A 17,800-nucleotide genomic window follows, 5' to 3' on the forward strand; every position below is an offset into this window, starting at 1 on the left:
TGACCTAGATTCGTGAGCGACCGCAACGACGCCGTCCAGCCAGTCCTCGGAGGTGCGATGAGTTCCCCGCCCACGACCGACACCGACACCGACACCGAACGGGTCGCCGACGCCACCCGTGCCGTCGTCGCCGCACACGATCCGCGCACCGCACCCCGAGCGGAGCTGTTCGGGGCCCTCTACGACGCCGGCCTGGCCTGGGTGCACCACCCGGAGGGGCTCGGTGGTCTCGGCCTGTCCCGCGGACTGCAGGCGGTGGTCGACGGGATCGTCACCGACGCGGGCGGCCCGCGGATGTTCGCCGTCAACCCGATCGGCTACGGGATGGGCGCGCCCACCGTCGTCGAGTACGCACCGGACCGCGAGCAGGCCGCCGCGTGGCTCCGGCCGATGGCCACCTGCGAGGAGATCTGGTGCCAGCTGTTCAGCGAGCCGGGCGCCGGGTCCGACGTCGCCGGGCTCGCGACCTCCGCCGTCCGTGACGGCGACGAGTGGGTGCTCAACGGGCAGAAGGTGTGGACCACGCTCGCGCACGTGGCGCGGTGGGGGATGGTCGTCGCCCGTACCGACCCGGACCGCCCGAAGCACCGCGGCCTGACCTACTTCGTGATCGACATGGAGCAGCCGGGCGTGGAGGTGCGCCCGCTGCGGCAGATGACCGGGCAGGCCGAGTTCAACGAGGTCTACCTGCACGACGCCCGGGTCCCGGACGCGCACCGGCTCGGCGAGGTCGGCGCCGGCTGGCGGGTCGCGATCACGACCCTGATGAACGAGCGCACCGCGATCGGCGGGGTCACCGGCAGGCGGGGCAGCGGCGTGATCGCCGAGGCGCTCGGGCTCTGGGCCGAGCACCCCGACCGGCACACCCCGGTGCTGCGCGACCGGCTGGCCCGGCTCTGGACCCGCGCCGAGGCGCACCGGCTGACGCTGGCCCGGGCCCGGCGCACCGCCACCGCGGGGCAGCCCGGCCCCGAGGGGTCGGTGTCCAAGCTGGTCGGGGCCGAGCTGAACCAGGAGGTCTACGAGTTCTGCATGGACCTGCTCGGCCCGGACGCCCTGCTCTACGACGACTGGACGATGCACCGCGCGGACGGCGGCGGCCGGGTGCACGCCGATCCCGGCTCCACCCTGCAGCAGCGGTTCCTGCGCTCGCGCGCGAACACCATCGAGGGCGGGACCTCGGAGGTCATGCGCAACATCCTCGGCGAGCGGGTCCTCGGCCTGCCCGGCGAGCCGCGGTCGGACTCCGACCGCCCGTGGAAGGAGGTCCCCCGTGGCTGAGCCGCAGGAGTTCGACGTCACCGACGAGCAGCAGGAGCTGCGGGCCGGCCTGCGCCGGTTCGCCGAGCGGGCACACGACGAGACGGTGCTGCGCGCGCTGATCGACACCGGCGAGGGCTACGACCGTGCCCTGTGGGCCCGGCTCGGCGGGGAGCTGGGGGCACTCGCCCTCGCCGTCCCCGAGGAGCTCGGCGGGGCCGGCGGCACCTGCGTCGACCAGGCGGTCGCGGCCGAGGAGCTCGGCGCGGCGCTGGTCACCGGACCGCTGCTGGGCACCGTCGGGCTGGCCGTCCCGGCCCTGGTCGCCGCGCCGGCGTCGGCGGCACGGGACGCGCTGCTGCCCGAGCTGGCCGAGGGCACCCGGACCGCCGCCCTGGTCGCGCCCCTGACGGTGCCCTACGACGCCGCGACCGCGGCCGCCGTCTCCGCCGACGACGGGCGGCTCACCGGCACCGTCGACCACGTGCCGGACGCGGCTGCCGCCGACGTCCTGCTCGTCGCCGCGGCCGGGCCCGACGGCCCGGTGCTGGCCGCCGTCGACCAGGGCACCGCCGGGGTGACGGTCACGCCGCGCGGCTCGCTCGACCTCACCCGCCGGATCGCCCGGGTCGACCTCGACGGGGCGCCGGCCACGGTGCTCGCCACCGGCGACGACGCCGACCGCGCCCTGCGGCACGCGTTCCGCACCGCCGGGGCACTGCTCGCCGCCGAACAGACCGGCATCGCGCAGCGGCTGCTCGACCTCACCGTCGGCTACGCGAAGGAACGGCTCCAGTTCGGCCGTCCGATCGGGTCCTTCCAGGCGGTGAAGCACCGGTGCGCGGACATGCTCGTCGGCGTCGAGCACGCCCGCACCACCGCACTGCACGCGGCCTGGTCCGTCGCGTCCGGTGTGGACGACCCCGATCTCGCGGTGTCGATCGCCCAGGCCACCTGCTCGGAGGTCTGCTACCGGGTCGCCGCGGACACCGTGCAGCTGCACGGCGGGATCGGGTTCACCTGGGAGCACCCGGCGCACCTGTACTACAAGCGCGCCGTCGCCGACGCGGCCCTGCTCGGGTCCGCCGAGGCGCACCGGGAGCGGATCGCCGCCGCGGTGCTCGACGCCCTGGACGCCGACGCGGTGCCCGCACCGAAGGTCGCCACCGGCTGAGGGCCGCCGGGGCCCGGGCTCACAGCGCGTGCAGCCCGGGTTCCCGGTCCGGCACCACGAACGACGCCGCCGTGCCGACCGGGGCGTCCCGCTCCGACACCCTCTCCACGGTCCGGAAGTCGGCGCGCAGCTGCTGCGGCTCGAACCGGGCGAGGACGTAGCCGCGCCGGTCGGCGCGGAAACGCAGGTGCGGGTCGTCCCCGCCGTCGCCGTCGTCCTCGCCGCCACCGTCCCCGTCGTCCCCGCCGTCACTGCCGTCGCCGCCGGAGGTCACCGAGGTGGTGACCAGCTCGGTCCCGACGACGGGGCCGTCCGGCTCGTCGGGGTCGGCGGGCAGCTCGTTGGCGTGGTGCACGTGCTCGTCCCCGGTGAGGACGACGGCGTTGCGCACCCCGGCGTCCACCCACCCCTGCTGGATGCGCCCCCGGGACTCCGGGTGCTCGTCCCACGTCTGGCGCTTGCCGCCGCCGGAGCGGGGCGCGAAGAAGACCTGCTGGCCCAGCACGTCCCAGCCCGCGGTGGAGGCGCGGAAGCCGTCGAGCAGCCAGCGCTCCTGTTCCGCGCCGGTGATGGAACCGCCCTTCATCCGGTACTGCCGGGTGTCGAGCATGTGGAAGGTCGCGAGCGAGCCCCACCCGATGCGGCGGTACAGCTGCAGGTCCGGCCCGCGCGGCACCGACGCCCGGCGCAGCGGCATGTGCTCCCAGTACGCGCGGAACGCCGCGGCCCTGCGGTCGGGGGAGACGCTCCCGTCGCCACCCGCCCAGTTGTTGACGACCTCGTGGTCGTCCCACACGACGACCCAGGGCGCGACGGCGTGCGCGGCCAGCAGGTCGGGATCGGACTTCTGGTGGGCGTGGGTCCGCCGGTAGCCGGCGAGGTCGGTCGGTTCCGGGCCACCGGTGTCGCGGACGTCGCCGTCGTCGGCCTCGTAGAAGTAGTCGCCGAGGTGCAGGACGAGGTCGGGCTCGTCGGCGGCGAGCGCCCGGTAGGCGGTGAAGTACCCGGCCCCGAACTTCGCGCAGGACGCCGTCGCGACCGTGAGGGCCGGTACGGCCGCGTCCGGCGCCGGCGCGGTCCGGGTGCGCGCGGCGGGGGACAGGTGCGTCCCGGTGCGGAACCGGTAGAAGTACTCCCGCCCCGGGGCGAGGCCGCCCGGCTCGGCGTGGACGGTGTGCGCCTCCTGCGCCGTCGCGGTCTCGGTGCCGCGCCGGACGACCCGGGTGAAGCCCTCGTCCTCGGCCAGCTCCCACTCGACGTCGACCGCCCGGTCCGGCATCCCGCCGCGGCCGTCCTCGGCGTCGGGCCGGGGCGCGAGCCGGGTCCAGAGGACCACCCCGTCCGGCGCCGGGTCGCCGGACGCGACGCCGAGGGTGAACGGGTCGGGGAGCGCGGGTGCGCGCGGCACGACACCGGGGAGTGCGCCGGACAGCGCACCGCCGAGCGCGCCGAGCAGCACCGTTCGGCGTGGTAGCCGGGGCACGGGATCTCCTTCCGTCGCGTCGACCCATGATCCGTGCCCGGGTGCCGGGGGCCCGCGCGCACGCGCCGCACGGGGCGACCTCGGTCGGATGAACAAGTGTGAACCAGATCACATTACGGGCGAAGCCGAACCGTCTGCGTGGCCGGCGGCGAACGGTAGGGCACGGATCGCGCGACGGGGTGTCGCGACAGGGTGTCGCGGCATCCGGCACCACCCTCGCGCCCGGCCGGCGTCCGTCTCCGATGGTCGTCGATGTCGGGTAAATGCGATGAGGGGTAACACAGAGGAAACCTGCGACGAATTCGACCGGCAGAGACGGGTTCCGCTCGGGGGGAGGTACCGGGGATGCCGATTCGGCAGGCCGCGGAACGGATCATCGTTTCCCGTCCGGGGACGGATCCGGAACTGGACGTCGAGAACGAGATCTGCGCCCTCATCGGTGAAATGACCGGTTTCCCGGTGGCGCCGACCGATCATTTCTTCGCCGACGCCGGAGCGGACTCCATGCTGCTCGCCCGCTTCTGTGCGCGGGTCCGCGGACGGCCGGGGATGCCGCACGTGTCGATGACCGACGTCTACACGCACCCGACGGCCCGGGGGCTCGCGACGGCCCTGGCCGGGGCGGGGCGGGCAGGCGGGCCGGACGCGGCGGGCGTCGTGCAGGAGGGCTACCGGGCGATCCTCGCCGACCTGCTGAAGGCGGAGGTGCGGGTGGACGCGGACGTGTTCACCGACCTCGGCGCGGACTCGATGACGATGACCCGGTTCTGCGCCCGGGTGCGGCACCGCGACGACCTGCCCGACGTGTCGATGACCGACGTCTACGCGCACCCGACCCCGGCCGGTCTGGCCGCTGCGCTCGCCCGGGAGGGCGCCGGCCCCGAACCGCCCACGACGGCGGTGCGGCCCGATCCGGCGCCGCCCGTCTCGTCCGTGGCCTACGTGCTGTGCGGCGCCGCCCAGCTCTTGACCTTCGTGCTCTTCACCGTGGCCTACGGGACGGTGCTCGGCACGGCCTACCTGTGGATCGCGCAGGGGGCCGGGCTCGTGGACTTCTACCTCCGCTCGCTGGTCGCCGTCTCGCTCGCCTTCGCGGTGTTCGCGGTGCTGCCGATCGTCGCCAAGTGGCTGCTCGTCGGCCGGTGGACCGAGCGGGAGATCCGGCTGTGGAGCGCAGGCTACTTCCGGTTCTGGCTGGCCAGGTCGCTGGTCCGCACCAACCCGCTGCTCCTGGTCGCCGCGGGTTCGCCCCTGCTGCCGCTCTACCTGCGGCTGCTGGGTGCCCGGATCGGCCCGGGGGTCGTGATGCTGTCCCGGTTCGTGCCGGCCTGTCCCGACCTGCTGACCATCGGTGCGGGCACCGTGCTCCGCAAGGACTCGGTGCTCACCTGCTACCGCGCCGAACCGGGGATCATCCGGACGGGCCGCGTCGTGCTCGGTGCCGACGTGGTCGTCGGCGAGGCCGCCGTCGTCGACATCGGCAGCGAGATCGGCGACGGCGGCAGGCTCGCCCACTCGTCGTCGCTCCACACCGGCCAGCGGATCCCGGCGGGCGAGACCTGGTGGGGCACTCCGGGACGGCAGGGTGGTGGCGACCCGGGCGGTCCGGCGACGACGCCGAGCGGGTCGCTGCGCCGCGGCGCCTACGCGGCCGGTCAGCTGCTGACGCTGGTACTGGTCTGGCTGCCGCTGAGCACCGGGGTCGTCGACGCGGCGCTGCTGCGCATCCCGACGTTCGACACGGTCCTCGGGGTGGCGACGGTCCCGCACGACACGCTGCTGTTCTACCTGGAGGTGCTCGCGCTGTCGGGGGTCCTGATGCTCGTCGGCATCGTCGCCGGCCTCGTCAGCGCGACGGTGCTCGCCCGGCTGCTCACGGCCGGCACCGTCGAGGGGCGGATCCACCGGCTCTACGGGTTCCGCTACACCCTGCACCGGATGGTGATCCGGACGACCAACATCAGGTTCTTCACGTACCTGCTGGGCGACAGTTCCTACATCGTCGGGTATCTGCGGCTGATCGGTCACGACCTCCGGCTGCGACCCCAGACGGGAACCAATTTCGGAACGGCGGTCAAGCACGAGACCCCGTTCGCGAGTTCGATCGGGACCGGGACGATGGTCGCCGACGGCCTGTCCATCGTCAATGCGGACTATTCGTCGACCGCATTCGTGGTCTCGCGCACCCGGCTGGGCGCGAACAGCTTCCTCGGCAACAGGATCGTCTATCCGGCCGGCGCCCGGGTGGGCGACGACTGCCTCATCGCGACCAAGACCCTCGTCCCGACGGACGGGCCGGTCCGCAGCGGCGTCGGCCTGCTCGGCTCACCGCCCTTCGAGATCCCGCGCACCGTGCGCCGGGACTCCGCGTTCGGTCACCTGGAGAGCGGGCTCGACCTGCACGAGCGGCTGCGCCGCAAGAACCGCTACAACCGGCGCACCATCGGCGTCGCCCTGCTGTTCCGCTGGGGCGGCCTGTTCGGGATCACCTTGCTGACGTTGCTGCTCGCCGACGTCCTCGTGCCGCTCGGGCCGGTCGCGGTCGGCATCCTGATGGTCGTCTCGCTGCTGTTCACGATGGTCTACACCGTCGCGGTCGAGCGGCTGGCGACCGTGTTCCACCCGCTGCGTCCCCGTTTCTGCTCGGTCTACGACCCGTACTTCTGGTGGCACGAGCGCTACTGGAAGCTCGTGGTCCAGGGCTGGGACCGGATGCTCGCCGGTACCCCGTTCAAGAACGTCGTGTCCCGCGCCCTCGGCGTCCGCATCGGCCGGCGGGTGTTCGACGACGGGTGCGCCCTGACGGAGCGGACCCTGGTCACGATCGGCGACGAGGCGGTGCTCAACGCCGGATCCGTCATCCAGTGCCACTCCCAGGAGGACGGCACGTTCAAGTCGGAGCGCATCACCGTCGGCAACGGCGCCTGCCTCGACGTCGGCGCCTTCCTGCACTACGGCTCCGTCGTCGGCGACGGCGCCCGGATCGGCTGCGACGCCTTCCTCATGAAGGGCGAGGAGGTGCCGGCCGGGGACGTCTGGGAGGGCAACCCGGCCCGCGCCGTCCGTCCCACCCGCCACGCACCCGCTCCCGGACCCGCACCGCTCCCCGCAGGACCGAACCACCACCACATGGGGGGAGAACGATGACCGGATCACTGCTGGGGGTGCGACTGCACCCCGGACACCCGCCCGTCCTGGCCTCCGGCTCCGCGGGCGACGCGAGCGACTGGTGCGAACGGAACGGCGACGCCCTGGGCGACCTCGTCGACGAACACGGCGCCGTCGTGGTCCGGGGCCTCGGCCTGCGGACGGTCGCCGACGTCGCCGGCGTCGCCGCCCGGCTCGGCGGCGCCGCCTACACCGAGCGCGAGGCGGTCGCCGCCCGCACCCTGCTCGCCGACGGTGTCCACTCGTCCACGCCGTGGCCCGCGCGGCAGCCCATGTGCCCGCACCACGAGCTGTCCTACGTGCTCGAGACGCCGGCCACGCTGATGTTCGCCTGCCTGCGGGCACCGGCGTCGGGTGGCGCGACCCCGCTGGTCGACACCGCACGGGTCGTCGACGAGCTGCCGGGCGCGCTGGTCGACCGGATCCAGCGCGACGGCTGGCTGCTCGTCCGCAACTACGGCGACCAGATCGGGGCGTCCTGGACGCAGGCGTTCGGCACCACCGACCGGGACGAGGTCGAGCGCTACTGCCGGGCGAACGCGATCGCGACCGAGTGGACGACGGGCGGCGGTCTGCGCACCCGGCAGCGCCGGCACGGCGTGCTGGTCCACCCGGCCACCGGGGAACGCGTCTTCTTCAACCAGATCGCGTTCCTGTCGGAGTACGCCATGGACCCGGAGGTGCGCGAGTTCCTCGTCGAGCTGCACGGTCCGGACGGGCTGCCGTTCACGACCCGGTTCGGCGACGGCTCACCCGTCCCGCCCGACGTCGTCGACGTGATCAACGACGCCCACGAGCGGCACACTGTGCGCGAGCCCTGGCAGGACGGCGACCTGCTCGTCGTCGACAACCTGCGGGTCGCGCACGGCCGCGATCCCTACACCGGCGTGCGGGACGTCGTGGTCGCGATGGCCGACGGCGTCACCGTCCCCGCCCGGGACGACCGGTGACGCGTGTCGTGGCCGCGACGTCGCCCACGACCCGAGCCGGCACCGCCGAGCGGCACACCCCCTGAGAGAGGTCGACGATGACCGTCATCTCCGCCCCCGAACAGTTCAACACCGACGACCTGTACGTCGACCTGGCCGGATCGCTGGGCCGCTCCCTCTACCTGAAGTGCGAGGGATTCAACTTCGCGGGCTCGGTCAAGCTCAAGGCCGCGCTCGGCATGGTGACCGCGGCCGAGCGCTCCGGGCGGCTGACCCCGTGGTCGGTGCTGGTCGAGTCGTCGTCGGGGAACCTCGGCGTCGCCCTCGCCATGATCGCGGCCAGCCGCGGCTACCGCTTCGTGTGCGTCACCGACCCGCGGTGCAACCCGGCGACCCACCGGATCATGGAGGCGCTGGGTGCCGAGGTCCGTGTGGTCGACCTCCCGGACGCCGCCGGTGGCTACCTCGCCACGAGGCTCTCGCTCGTCCGGTCCATGGTGGAGTCCGACGACCGGTACGTCTGGCTGGACCAGTACGCGAACCCGGAGAACTGGGGCTCGCACCTCACCAGCACCGGCCCCCAGATCGAGTCGGCGTTCCCCGGGATCGACGTGCTGTTCGTCGGCGCCGGCACGACGGGGACGCTCATGGGCTGCGCCCGGTACTTCCGTTCCCGGCCCGGCCGCGTGCGGGTGGTCGCGGTCGACGCCGTCGGGTCGATCACCTTCGGGGACCGGCCCGCGCCGCGGATGATCCCCGGCCTGGGCACGAGCGTCCGGCCCCCGCTGCTCGACGAGGCCTACGTGGACGACGTGGTCCACGTGGCGGAACCGGACACCCTGGAGATCTGCCACCGGCTGGCGCGGCGCGGGTTCCTGTTCGGCGGGTCGACCGGGACCGTCGTGGCCGGGGCGCTGGCCTGGCTGTCGCGGCACGGTGACGAGAGCGTGACCGCCGTCGCGCTGGCCCCTGACCTGGGGGAGCGCTACCTCGACACCGTCTACCGGACGTCCTGGCTGCGGGAACACTTCGGTGAGCGGATCTCCGCCGGTGCCGGGAACGCGCAGCCGCAGCCGGCCTGGGCGGGCACCGGTGCCGGGCCGGGCGCGCTCGACGGGGCGATGCCGATGGGGACGTTCTGATGGCACGCACCGTGCGTGCGCCCGGGGTGCCGGTGGGACCGACGCCCGGGGCGACGCCGGATCCTCCCCGGGACCCCGCGCAGCGTCCGTCGCCGGAGCGGTCGCCGGACCCGTCGGCCGGTGCTGCCGGAGCCGGGCCCGACCGGTCCGAGGCGCCGGTCGCGGGCGCGGGGAGCCTGCCGCGGCCCGGCCCCGTCCCGCGACCGTCCCCGGCCCGCCGGCCGTCCCCGGTCCCGCGGGGGGCCACCGGTCCGGCGGACGGGGGGACGGGTCGAGCGCCCGCGGTGCCGGCGCAGGCCGGGCCCCCGGGCCCGGAGCCCGGTGACCTCCCCCGTCCGCCGGTTCCGCGTCGTGGGCTGCGGTCCCCGATGCAGGTCCCGAGACCACCGGACAGTGCCGGTCCGGACGGCTCGGTACCGGACGGCCCAGGTCTGCACGGCGTGCAGGCCCCCGCGGACGTCGCCGCGACCCCGGGGAGCGTTCCGCGGAACGCCACGGCGAACGGCACGGCGAACGGCACGGCGAACGGCACCGCGAACGGCACCGCGAACGGCACCGCGAAGGGCACCGCGAAGGGCACCGCGAACGTTCCGCGGAACGCGCCGGCGGCGGGCGGTGCGGTGGACGTTCCGCGGAACGCGACGGTGGCGGACGACGCGGTGGACGTTCCGCGGAACGCGCCGGCGGCGGACGACGCGGTGGACGTTCCGCGGAACGCGCTGGTGAAGGACCCGGGGAGCGGCCCCGGGGACCGCGCCGTCGACGGGGTCGCGAACGGCGCGGTGAACGGTTCCGCCCCACTCCTCGCCGTCGCGCCCGGCCGGGTCGCGGCCGGTCCGGGGGTCCGCGTCCCGGTGGGGCGCGGGAACGGCCCGCTGCGTGAGGCCGGAGCCGTCCTGGCCCGCCGGCGTGGACGGGTCGTCCTGCTCGGAGTGCTCGCCGCGGGCACCGCCGCCGTGCTGGCCGTGCTCGTCCCGCCCCCCACCGTGGCGACGGCGACGCTCCAGGTCGCGACGGTGGGGTCGGCCGATCCTGCCGCGGCCACCGCCCGCGCGCTCGGCGCCGCGGCGACGACCGCGTTCACCGACCGCGTCGCCGAGCCCGCGGGGGCCGTGCCGGAGGTCACCTCGCCGGCGCCCGGGACGATCGAGGTCCGCGCCACCGGTCCCGACGCGGCGGCCGCCACCGCCGCCGTCGACGGGGCCGTCACCGCACTGACGGAGCAGGTCGCCGCCGTCGACGCGGCCGTCGACGCGGCGGGCACCGGCCCGGTCCGCGCCGAGCTCGACCGGCGCGCCGCGGCGGCGGCGTCCGACAGCGGCGGCACCGCGCCCGATCCCGTCGCGGACCAGCTCGGCCGGGTGCTGGCGGACCGCACGGGGCAGGCGACCGTCGTCGTCCCCGGGGCGGCCGCGGTCGCCGGGCCCGCGGTCCCGCTCGGCTGGTGGGTCACCGGGGCCGTGCTGCTCGGCGGGCTGGCCGTGCCGGTCCTGGTCGGCGTGGGCGTCCCCGCGGTCCGGCGGGGCAGGCGTCTGCTGCCGGAGGCAGACCCGGCCGCGGCACTGCGCGACCGGATCGACCCGCCGGTGCTCGCGCCGGGCCGGGCACCCGGGGCGGTGCCGGTGCTGGCCGACGCCTACCGCCGGTGGCTGAGCGGGTTCCCACAGGTCACCGTCGTGCAGCTCACCGCGGAGCCGGCCTGCGACATCGCCGGCGAGCTGGTGAAGGCCGCGACGCTGGTGGGGGACCGGCGGGTGTACGCCGATCTCACGCCGGGGGCGCCGGCCGGTGATCCCGGGGCGGGGGTGCCGGTCGTCCGGGCGCTGCGGTCCCCGCGGCTCCGCCAGGAGGACCTGCGTGCGCTGCGCGACGGCGGGCCGACGGTGCTCGCGGTGCAGACCGCCGGGACGCGGGCGTCCGACGTGGAGCTCGCGGTCGCCGCCCTGCGTGCGGTCGGTGCCCCACCGGTGCTCTGTCTGGTGTGGCCCGGCCGGTTGCCGCGGGACCCGGCGCGGGTACCGCTGCCGCGCGACGCCAGGACCCGATCGGTCCCCGTCTGACCGTCACGCGCGTGACGGGGGGTACACCGTGCCCGGGAAGGAAGCGGGCACACCGGGCGTTGTGGGACCACGTGCGGGGACGTGGACTGGTGATGGTGCGCAGACGGGTGATCGACCTGTGCCGGCGCATGGTGTCGGGCTGTCCGGCGTGACCCGGCCCCGGCAACCGTCACCACCGCACCCCGAAGGATCCCCATCGTGTCACTCGTCGTCCGTGCGGCCCGCGCCTGGCGCAGGCCCCGCGTGTTCGCCGTCCTCACCCTCGCCGGTCTCGTACTCGGCGCCCTGCTCGGGCTGACCGCCCGGCTCACCGGGGCCGACTGGCTGGCCTCCACACTGGACACCGTCGGTAGCCTGTTCACCGGGCTGCTGCAGTTCACCGTCGTGCCGCTGGTCTTCCTCGCGGTCGTCGTCGGCATCGTCAGCCTGCGCGACCTCGGCGGTGGCCGGACGGCCGCCCGGCTCGGCGGCCGCACCGTCGCCTGGTTCGCCGGCACCTCGTTGATCGCCGTCCTGATCGGTCTGGCCATCGGCATCGTCGGCCGCCCGGGCGCGGGGATCTCGGTCGCCGCGGACCCCGAGGCCGTCCAGGAGGTCGGGGAGAAGACGGTCGGGTCGTGGCAGGCCCTGCTCACGGGGATCATCCCGGCGAACCCGGTCGCCGCGTTCGCCGAGGACAACGTCCTGCAGGTGGTCCTCGCCGCGCTGCTGGTCGGCGCAGCGGCCTACGCGCTGGGTGAGAAGGCCGAGCCGTTCGTCGCGTTCTCCCGGTCGGCGTTCGAGATCGTCCTGACGATCATCGGATGGATCATCGTGCTCGCACCGGTCGGCGTGCTCGGCCTGATCGGCAACGCGTTCGCCACCTACGGCAGCGGCTTCGTCGGCTCGCTGCTCGGCCTGATCGTCACGGTCTACCTGGGCTGCGCGATCGTGCTGTTCGGGGTGTACCCGCTGCTGCTGCGCGTCGTCGCCGGCATCGGCCCGCGCCGCTTCTTCTCGGTGACCTGGCCGGTGCTGCAGTTCGCGTTCGTGTCGCGCTCCTCGGGCGCGTCGCTGCCCCAGTCCCGGCAGGCCGCGATCGACCTGGGCGTCGACCGGAACTACGCCGGCTTCGCCGTGCCGCTCGCCACGACGACCAAGATGGACGGGTGCGCCGCCGTCTACCCGGCCCTCGCGACGATCTTCATCGCGCACATCTCCGGGATCGAGCTGGCCGTGTGGCAGTACCTGGTGATCGTGGCCGTCGCGGTGTTCGGTGCGCTGGCCACCGCCGGGACGACCGGCTGGTTCACCATGCTGACCCTGACCCTCGCCGCCGTCGGCCTCCCGCCCGAGGTCATCGCCGCCGGGATCGCGGTCGTCATCGGCATCGACCCGATCCTCGACATGATGCGGACGGCGACCAACGTGGCCGGTCAGATCACCGTCCCGACGGTCGTCGCGGCCCAGGAGGGCATCCTCGGCCGGGACGACGCGGCGGCCGACGCCGGTGGCGGGGTCCCGGACGCCGGTGACGAGGCGTCGGAGTCCCGGGACGGGACCCCGGCGACCGGCGACGGGCAGCAGGCGACCGGGGACGACGACCGGACCGGCGCCCCCGCTCGCGCCGGGAGCGCCGGGGCCTGAACCCCGGCCCCGAGCCGCCTCAGCGCTCCGCGTCGACGATCGCGGCGTGGGTGACCATGCCCGCGGCCGGTCCGGACGGCACCCGGCCCAGCTCGGCGCCGAGGTCGCCGATCCCGCGGCCGCGGGCCCGCCAGCCGTGCCCGCGCAGGACGTCCACGGCGGCCGGTCGCCGGCGGGTGTCCCAGAGCTCGGCCAGGTCGCACCCGGTCGCGGCCCCGAGCTCGCGCACCGCCGACGAGTGGATCCACCCGTCGGCGGCGGCCTGGTCGAGGGTCTCGACGGCGATCCGGCTGCCCGGGGCCGACAGCTCGGTGATGCGGGCGAACAGGTCTGCCTCGGCGTCCGGCGGCAGGTAGGGCAGCAGGCCCTCCACCAGCCACGCCGTCGGTGCCGCCGGGTCGAACCCGGAGTCGCGCAGCGCGGTGGGCCAGTCCTCCCGCAGGTCGCACGCGACCGGGCGGTACCGGCCGTGCGGCACGGCCCCGGCCGCGTCGAGGACGTGCTGCTTGAACGACAGCACCTCCGCCTGGTCGATCTCGTGCACGGTGACGCCCGACGGCCAGGGCAGCCGGTACGCCCGGGCGTCCAGCCCGGCCGCCGGGACGACGACCTGGCGGATCCCGGCGCCTGCGGCGGCGAGCATCAGGTCGTCGAGCACCCGGGTGCGGATCGCCATCATGTCGACGAGCGCGTCCCAGGCGAGCCCGCCCGCGGACGTCAGGGGCGCCGCGGGCTCGGCGGCCCGCACGAATCCCGCGGCGAACCGGTCGGTGGCCAGTGCGTCGGGACGCTCGGCCTCCGCGGCGCGGGCCGCGGCGACGGCGAGCGCGGTGAGCCCGACGCTGCGGGTCACGCCCCAGCCGCCGGCGACCGTGTTGCCCCCGGCGGGGACGTTGCCGTGCTCGGTGGTGGACATCGGACCTCCTCCTCGTGAGGGATGCTCACCATCCACGTTGCACGACGGAACGATCAGGTGCGAGCGGCGGGCGGCACCGGATGGCGTGGATCACCCGCGGATCGTGCCGCCCGGCCCGCGGGGCGCTCGCCCGCACCGGGACCCGGGAACGGCGGCCCGTCCCGTGGAGTTGAGCGGGGGTGACCCCGGAACCCGCCCCCGGCCGTCGTGACGCACTCGTCGTGCCGGTGCGCGCCGCGATCGTGCTCTGCGTGCTCGCCGCGCTCGTACTGGTCGAGCTGACCTCGCGCAGCGGCGTGACGTGGCGGCTGACGACCTTCACCTACCAGGTCAACGTCCTCGCGGCGGCGTTCTACGCCTGGATGCTGGTCGCGCCCCGGGCACGGCGTGCCACCGGACTGCGGGCCGCGGTCGTGGTGTACCTGCTGGTCGCGGGCGTCGTCTGGCTGCTGTTCCTCACCGGCCGCAGCATGGGCTGGACGCCGGCCAACGTGCTGCTGCACGTCGTCGTCCCGCTCCTCGCGCTGATGGACTGGACGCTGGTCCGGCGGGCCGGGCCGCCGGTCCCGTGGTGGCGCCCGCTGGTCTGGCTCCTGTTCCCCGCCGCCTACCTCGCGCTCGCCCTCCTCGTGCTGAACGGGACGGGCCGGCGGGCGCCGTACTACTTCCTGGATCCCGACGCCGTCGGTGCGGGTGGGCTGGCCTGGAACATCGTCCGGCTCGCCGCCGGGTTCCTCCTGCTCGGCTGGGCCGTGCTCGGACTGGGCCGGCTGGCGGACCGGATCCGGGCGTGACGCGGCTCGCACGACCGCCAGGCAGTCAGTCCTGACTGTTTCCTGCTACCGTCGCCGTCGAGAACGGCGCCCGGTGGCGCCGGAACCCGTCGCGAAGGAGCGTGGGACGTGCGAGACGCAGTCATCGTCGAAGCGGTGCGCAGCCCGGTCGGCAAGCGCAAGGGCGGTCTGGCCGGGGTGCACCCGACCGATCTGTCGGCCCACGTGCTGCGGAGCGTGGCGGAACGGTCGGGTGTCGACCCGGCCGAGATCGAGGACGTGATCTGGGGCTGCGTGTCCCAGGCCGGTGAGCAGACCCTGGACATCGCCCGCAACGCGGCGCTGGCGGCCGGGTTCCCGGAGTCGGTGACGGGTGTGACGGTCGACCGGCAGTGCGGGTCGAGCCAGCAGTCGGTGCACTTCGCCGCGGCCGGGCTGATCGCAGGCCAGTACGACGTCGTCGTCGCCGGTGGCGTCGAGTCGATGACCCGGGTGCCCATGGGCTCCTCCAGCCAGGGCCAGGACCCGCTCGGTGCCGACTTCGCCGCCCGCTACGGGGTGTCGCCGAACCAGGGCGTCGGCGCGGAGATGATCGCCGAGAAGTGGGGCTTCTCCCGCACGCAGCTCGACGAGTTCGCCCTCCTGTCCCACGAGCGTGCCGCGGCCGCGCAGGACGCCGGCCGGTTCGACGCGCAGATCGCCCCGTTGGCCGGGGTGGAGGCCGACGAGGGTGTGCGGCGTGGGGGCACGCTGGAGGGTCTGGCGCAGCTGAAGACGGTGTTCAAGGAGGCCGACCAGGGCGGGGTGATCCATGCGGGGAACTCGTCGCAGATCTCCGACGGGTCGGCGGCGTTGCTGATGACGACCTCGGAGAAGGCTGCGGAGCTGGGGTTGCGTCCGGTGGCGCGGGTGCACACCGCGGTGCTGGCGGGTGCGGATCCGGTGATCATGTTGACGGCGCCGATCCCGGCGACGGAGAAGGCGCTGGCGAAGTCGGGGCTGGGTCTGTCGGACATCGGGGCGTTCGAGGTGAACGAGGCGTTCGCGCCGGTGCCGCTGGCGTGGCTGGCCGACATCGGCGGGGACGACGCGGGTGTGGCGCAGCGGTTGAACCCGAACGGTGGGGCGATCGCGCTGGGGCACCCGCTGGGTGGTTCGGGTGCGCGGATCATGACGACGCTGGTGCACCACATGCGGGACAACGGCATCCGTTACGGCCTGCAGACCATGTGCGAGGGCGGCGGGCAGGCGAACGCCACCATCCTCGAACTCCTCTGACACCTACCTCCACACGTTCCCCACGGAAAGGACCGCTACAGACATGGACATCAACGGTTCCGTCGCCGTCGTCACCGGTGGGGCCTCCGGCCTCGGCCTGGCCACCACCGAGAAGCTCGTCGAGCAGGGCGGCAAGGTCGTGATCATCGATCTGCCGTCGTCGCAGGGCGAGGCGGTCGCCGACAAGCTCGGTGACGCGGTGCGCTTCGTGCCGGCCGACGTCACCGACGAGGCCCAGGTCGGCGCCGCGCTCGACGCCGCCGAGGAGCTCGGCACGGTGCGCATCGCCGTGAACTGCGCGGGCATCGGCAACGCCGCCAAGACCTACGGCAAGAAGGGCGCCTTCCCGCTGGACGGGTTCACGAAGGTGATCAACGTGAACCTGATCGGCACGTTCAACGTGATCCGGCTGGCTGCGGAGCGGATCGCGACGGCCGAGCCGGTCGACGGGGACCGCGGCGTGGTGATCAACACGGCGTCGGTGGCGGCGTTCGAGGGTCAGATCGGGCAGGCGGCATACTCGGCGTCGAAGGGTGGCATCGTCGGGATGACGCTGCCGATCGCGCGTGACCTGGCCGACCTGGGGATCCGGGTGTGCACGATCGCGCCGGGGCTGTTCGAGACCCCGCTGCTCGGGGCGCTGCCCGAGGACGTGAAGGCGTCGCTGGGCAAGCAGGTGCCGCACCCGTCGCGGCTGGGACAGCCCGCGGAGTACGCGAAGCTGGCCGCGCACATCGTCGAGAACCCGATGCTCAACGGCGAGACGATCCGCCTCGACGGCGCGATCCGGATGCAGCCGCGCTAGTCCGCACACCCACCGAGGGGAGGCGCCCGCGATGAGGCGCACGCTCTACGAGTCCGACCACGAGGACTTCCGGTCCGCCTTCCGGGCCTTCGTGGAGAAGGAGATCGTGCCGCACGAGGAGCAGTGGGAGCGCGACGGCATCGTCGCGCGCGAGCTGTTCACCACGGCCGGCGCGAACGGTTTCCTGGGCATCGACGTGCCCGAGTCCTACGGCGGGGGAGGCGTGCCGGACTTCCGGTTCAACGCCGTCATCGCCGAGGAGCTCATGCGGTCCGGGGCCGCGGCGTCCGGGCTGGGCCTGACCCTGCACAACGACATCGTGCTGCCCTACCTGCTCGCCTACTGCACCGAGGAGCAGAAGCAGCGCTGGCTCCCCGGCGTCGTGGACGGGACCCTGATCCTCGGTATCGCGATGACCGAGCCGGGCATCGGCTCGGACCTCGCCTCGATGTCGACGACCGCGGTCCGCGAGGGTGACCAGTACGTCGTCAACGGGTCCAAGACGTTCATCACGAACGGCATCAACGCCGACCTGATGGTCGTGGCGGTGAAGACCGACCCGTCGCAGAAGCACAAGGGCATGAGCCTGCTGGTGCTCGAGCGCGGGATGGAGGGGTTCGAGCGCGGCCGGAACCTGGACAAGCTGGGCCAGCACGCGCAGGACACCGCCGAGCTGTCGTTCACCGACGTCCGGGTCCCGGTGGAGAACCTGCTCGGGCCCGACGAGGGCCAGGGCTTCACCCAGCTCGTCACCAACCTGCCCCAGGAACGGCTGTCGATCGCGGTCGCGGGCGTCGCCGCGGCCCGCACCGCCCTGACGCAGACCCTGGAGTACGTGAAGGAGCGCAAGGCGTTCGGCTCGCCGATCGGCTCGTTCCAGAACTCGAAGTTCGTGCTGGCCGAGCTGGACACCGAGATCGACATCGCCGAGCACTACGTCGACGACTGCGTGCGCGCCCTCAACGCGGGCGAGCTGACCGCGGTCGACGCGTCGAAGGCGAAGTACTGGTGCACCGAGCTGCAGGGCCGGGTCGTCGACAAGTGCCTGCAGCTGCACGGCGGCTACGGCTACATGAGCGAGTACCCGATCTCCAAGGCCTACGCCGACGCACGGATCACCCGGATCTACGGCGGCACGACCGAGATCATGAAGGAGGTCATCGGCCGGGGTCTGGGACTCTAGTCC

At 74.2% G+C, this 17,800-nt stretch carries 13 protein-coding genes; 11 read left to right on the top strand and 2 right to left on the bottom strand.

The annotated features are described in order from the left end of the window. Positions 1–57 precede the first annotated feature (57 nt). Entirely contained in the window at positions 58–1,281 is a 1,224-nt protein-coding gene (locus PP1_RS28025) for an acyl-CoA dehydrogenase family protein (RefSeq protein ID WP_029239922.1), read from the top strand. Beyond that, the gene (locus PP1_RS28030) at positions 1,274–2,434 is read left to right on the top strand and encodes an acyl-CoA dehydrogenase family protein (RefSeq protein WP_075314432.1); all 1,161 of its coding nucleotides are present in this window, start codon (positions 1,274–1,276) and stop codon (positions 2,432–2,434) included. Before PP1_RS28025 ends, PP1_RS28030 begins: the two co-directional genes overlap by 8 nt. Before the next feature lie 19 nt (positions 2,435–2,453). Here PP1_RS28030 and PP1_RS28035 read toward each other — a convergent pair whose 3' ends face one another. Further along, a complete protein-coding gene (locus PP1_RS28035) occupies positions 2,454–3,917 on the bottom strand; it encodes an alkaline phosphatase D family protein (protein ID WP_029239402.1) in 1,464 nt (487 codons plus the stop codon). Between the two features lie 345 nt (positions 3,918–4,262). Here PP1_RS28035 and PP1_RS28040 point away from each other — a divergent pair, with 345 nt between their 5' ends. The 5 genes from PP1_RS28040 to PP1_RS28060 all read left to right on the top strand — a co-directional run bounded on the left by PP1_RS28040 (position 4,263) and on the right by PP1_RS28060 (position 12,842). Next, the gene (locus PP1_RS28040) at positions 4,263–7,064 is read left to right on the top strand and encodes a Pls/PosA family non-ribosomal peptide synthetase (RefSeq protein WP_010227791.1); all 2,802 of its coding nucleotides are present in this window, start codon (positions 4,263–4,265) and stop codon (positions 7,062–7,064) included. Further along, positions 7,061–8,035: a TauD/TfdA family dioxygenase gene (locus PP1_RS28045; protein WP_010227789.1), complete on the top strand. Its 975-nt coding sequence runs from the start codon at positions 7,061–7,063 to the stop codon at positions 8,033–8,035. The genes PP1_RS28040 and PP1_RS28045 overlap by 4 nt, the downstream gene beginning before the upstream one ends. A gap of 77 nt (positions 8,036–8,112) precedes the next feature. Beyond that, entirely contained in the window at positions 8,113–9,156 is a 1,044-nt protein-coding gene (gene sbnA, locus PP1_RS28050; protein WP_010227787.1) for a 2,3-diaminopropionate biosynthesis protein SbnA, read from the top strand. 440 nt (positions 9,157–9,596) lie between these two features. After that, entirely contained in the window at positions 9,597–11,216 is a 1,620-nt protein-coding gene (locus PP1_RS28055; RefSeq protein WP_075314430.1) for a hypothetical protein, read from the top strand. Positions 11,217–11,414: 198 nt separating this feature from the next. Next, positions 11,415–12,842, top strand: coding sequence for a dicarboxylate/amino acid:cation symporter (locus PP1_RS28060; protein ID WP_010224635.1), 1,428 nt, complete (start codon positions 11,415–11,417; stop codon positions 12,840–12,842). A 19-nt stretch (positions 12,843–12,861) separates the two neighbouring features. On the opposite strand, the gene PP1_RS28065 is transcribed toward PP1_RS28060, so the two are convergent. Continuing rightward, positions 12,862–13,758, bottom strand: coding sequence for an SAM-dependent methyltransferase (locus tag PP1_RS28065; RefSeq protein ID WP_010224637.1), 897 nt, complete (start codon positions 13,756–13,758; stop codon positions 12,862–12,864). A gap of 179 nt (positions 13,759–13,937) precedes the next feature. Here PP1_RS28065 and PP1_RS28070 point away from each other — a divergent pair, with 179 nt between their 5' ends. From PP1_RS28070 to PP1_RS28085, 4 genes are all read left to right on the top strand, one after another. Then, on the top strand, positions 13,938–14,552 hold the full coding sequence (locus PP1_RS28070; RefSeq protein ID WP_060575610.1) for a Pr6Pr family membrane protein: 615 nt from the start codon (positions 13,938–13,940) through the stop codon (positions 14,550–14,552). A gap of 108 nt (positions 14,553–14,660) precedes the next feature. After that, complete coding sequence (locus PP1_RS28075) at positions 14,661–15,809, top strand: thiolase family protein (protein ID WP_010224642.1); 1,149 nt, start codon at positions 14,661–14,663, stop codon at positions 15,807–15,809. A 43-nt stretch (positions 15,810–15,852) separates the two neighbouring features. After that, positions 15,853–16,614, top strand: a complete 762-nt coding sequence (locus PP1_RS28080) for a 3-hydroxyacyl-CoA dehydrogenase (protein WP_010224644.1) — start codon at positions 15,853–15,855, stop codon at positions 16,612–16,614. Positions 16,615–16,645: 31 nt separating this feature from the next. Further along, positions 16,646–17,797 carry an acyl-CoA dehydrogenase family protein gene (locus PP1_RS28085; RefSeq protein WP_010224646.1) on the top strand — a complete coding sequence of 384 codons (1,152 nt, stop codon included), beginning with the start codon at positions 16,646–16,648 and terminating at the stop codon, positions 17,795–17,797. The last annotated feature ends 3 nt before the right edge of the window (positions 17,798–17,800 follow it).

Source organism: Pseudonocardia sp. P1 (assembly GCF_000178675.2).
Classification (GTDB): domain Bacteria; phylum Actinomycetota; class Actinomycetes; order Mycobacteriales; family Pseudonocardiaceae; genus Pseudonocardia.

What these genes read in the sequence shown, in the direction of transcription:
- PP1_RS28040 (WP_010227791.1), top strand. Translation starts at nt 4,263, where the DNA reads ATGCCGATTCGGCAGGCCGCGGAACGGATCATCGTTTCCCGTCCGGGG.
- PP1_RS28085 (WP_010224646.1), top strand. Translation starts at nt 16,646, where the DNA reads ATGAGGCGCACGCTCTACGAGTCCGACCACGAGGACTTCCGGTCCGCC.
- PP1_RS28080 (WP_010224644.1), top strand. Translation starts at nt 15,853, where the DNA reads ATGGACATCAACGGTTCCGTCGCCGTCGTCACCGGTGGGGCCTCCGGC.
- PP1_RS28065 (WP_010224637.1), bottom strand. Translation starts at nt 13,758, where the DNA reads ATGTCCACCACCGAGCACGGCAACGTCCCCGCCGGGGGCAACACGGTC.
- sbnA (WP_010227787.1), top strand. Translation starts at nt 8,113, where the DNA reads ATGACCGTCATCTCCGCCCCCGAACAGTTCAACACCGACGACCTGTAC.
- PP1_RS28025 (WP_029239922.1), top strand. Translation starts at nt 58, where the DNA reads ATGAGTTCCCCGCCCACGACCGACACCGACACCGACACCGAACGGGTC.
- PP1_RS28045 (WP_010227789.1), top strand. Translation starts at nt 7,061, where the DNA reads ATGACCGGATCACTGCTGGGGGTGCGACTGCACCCCGGACACCCGCCC.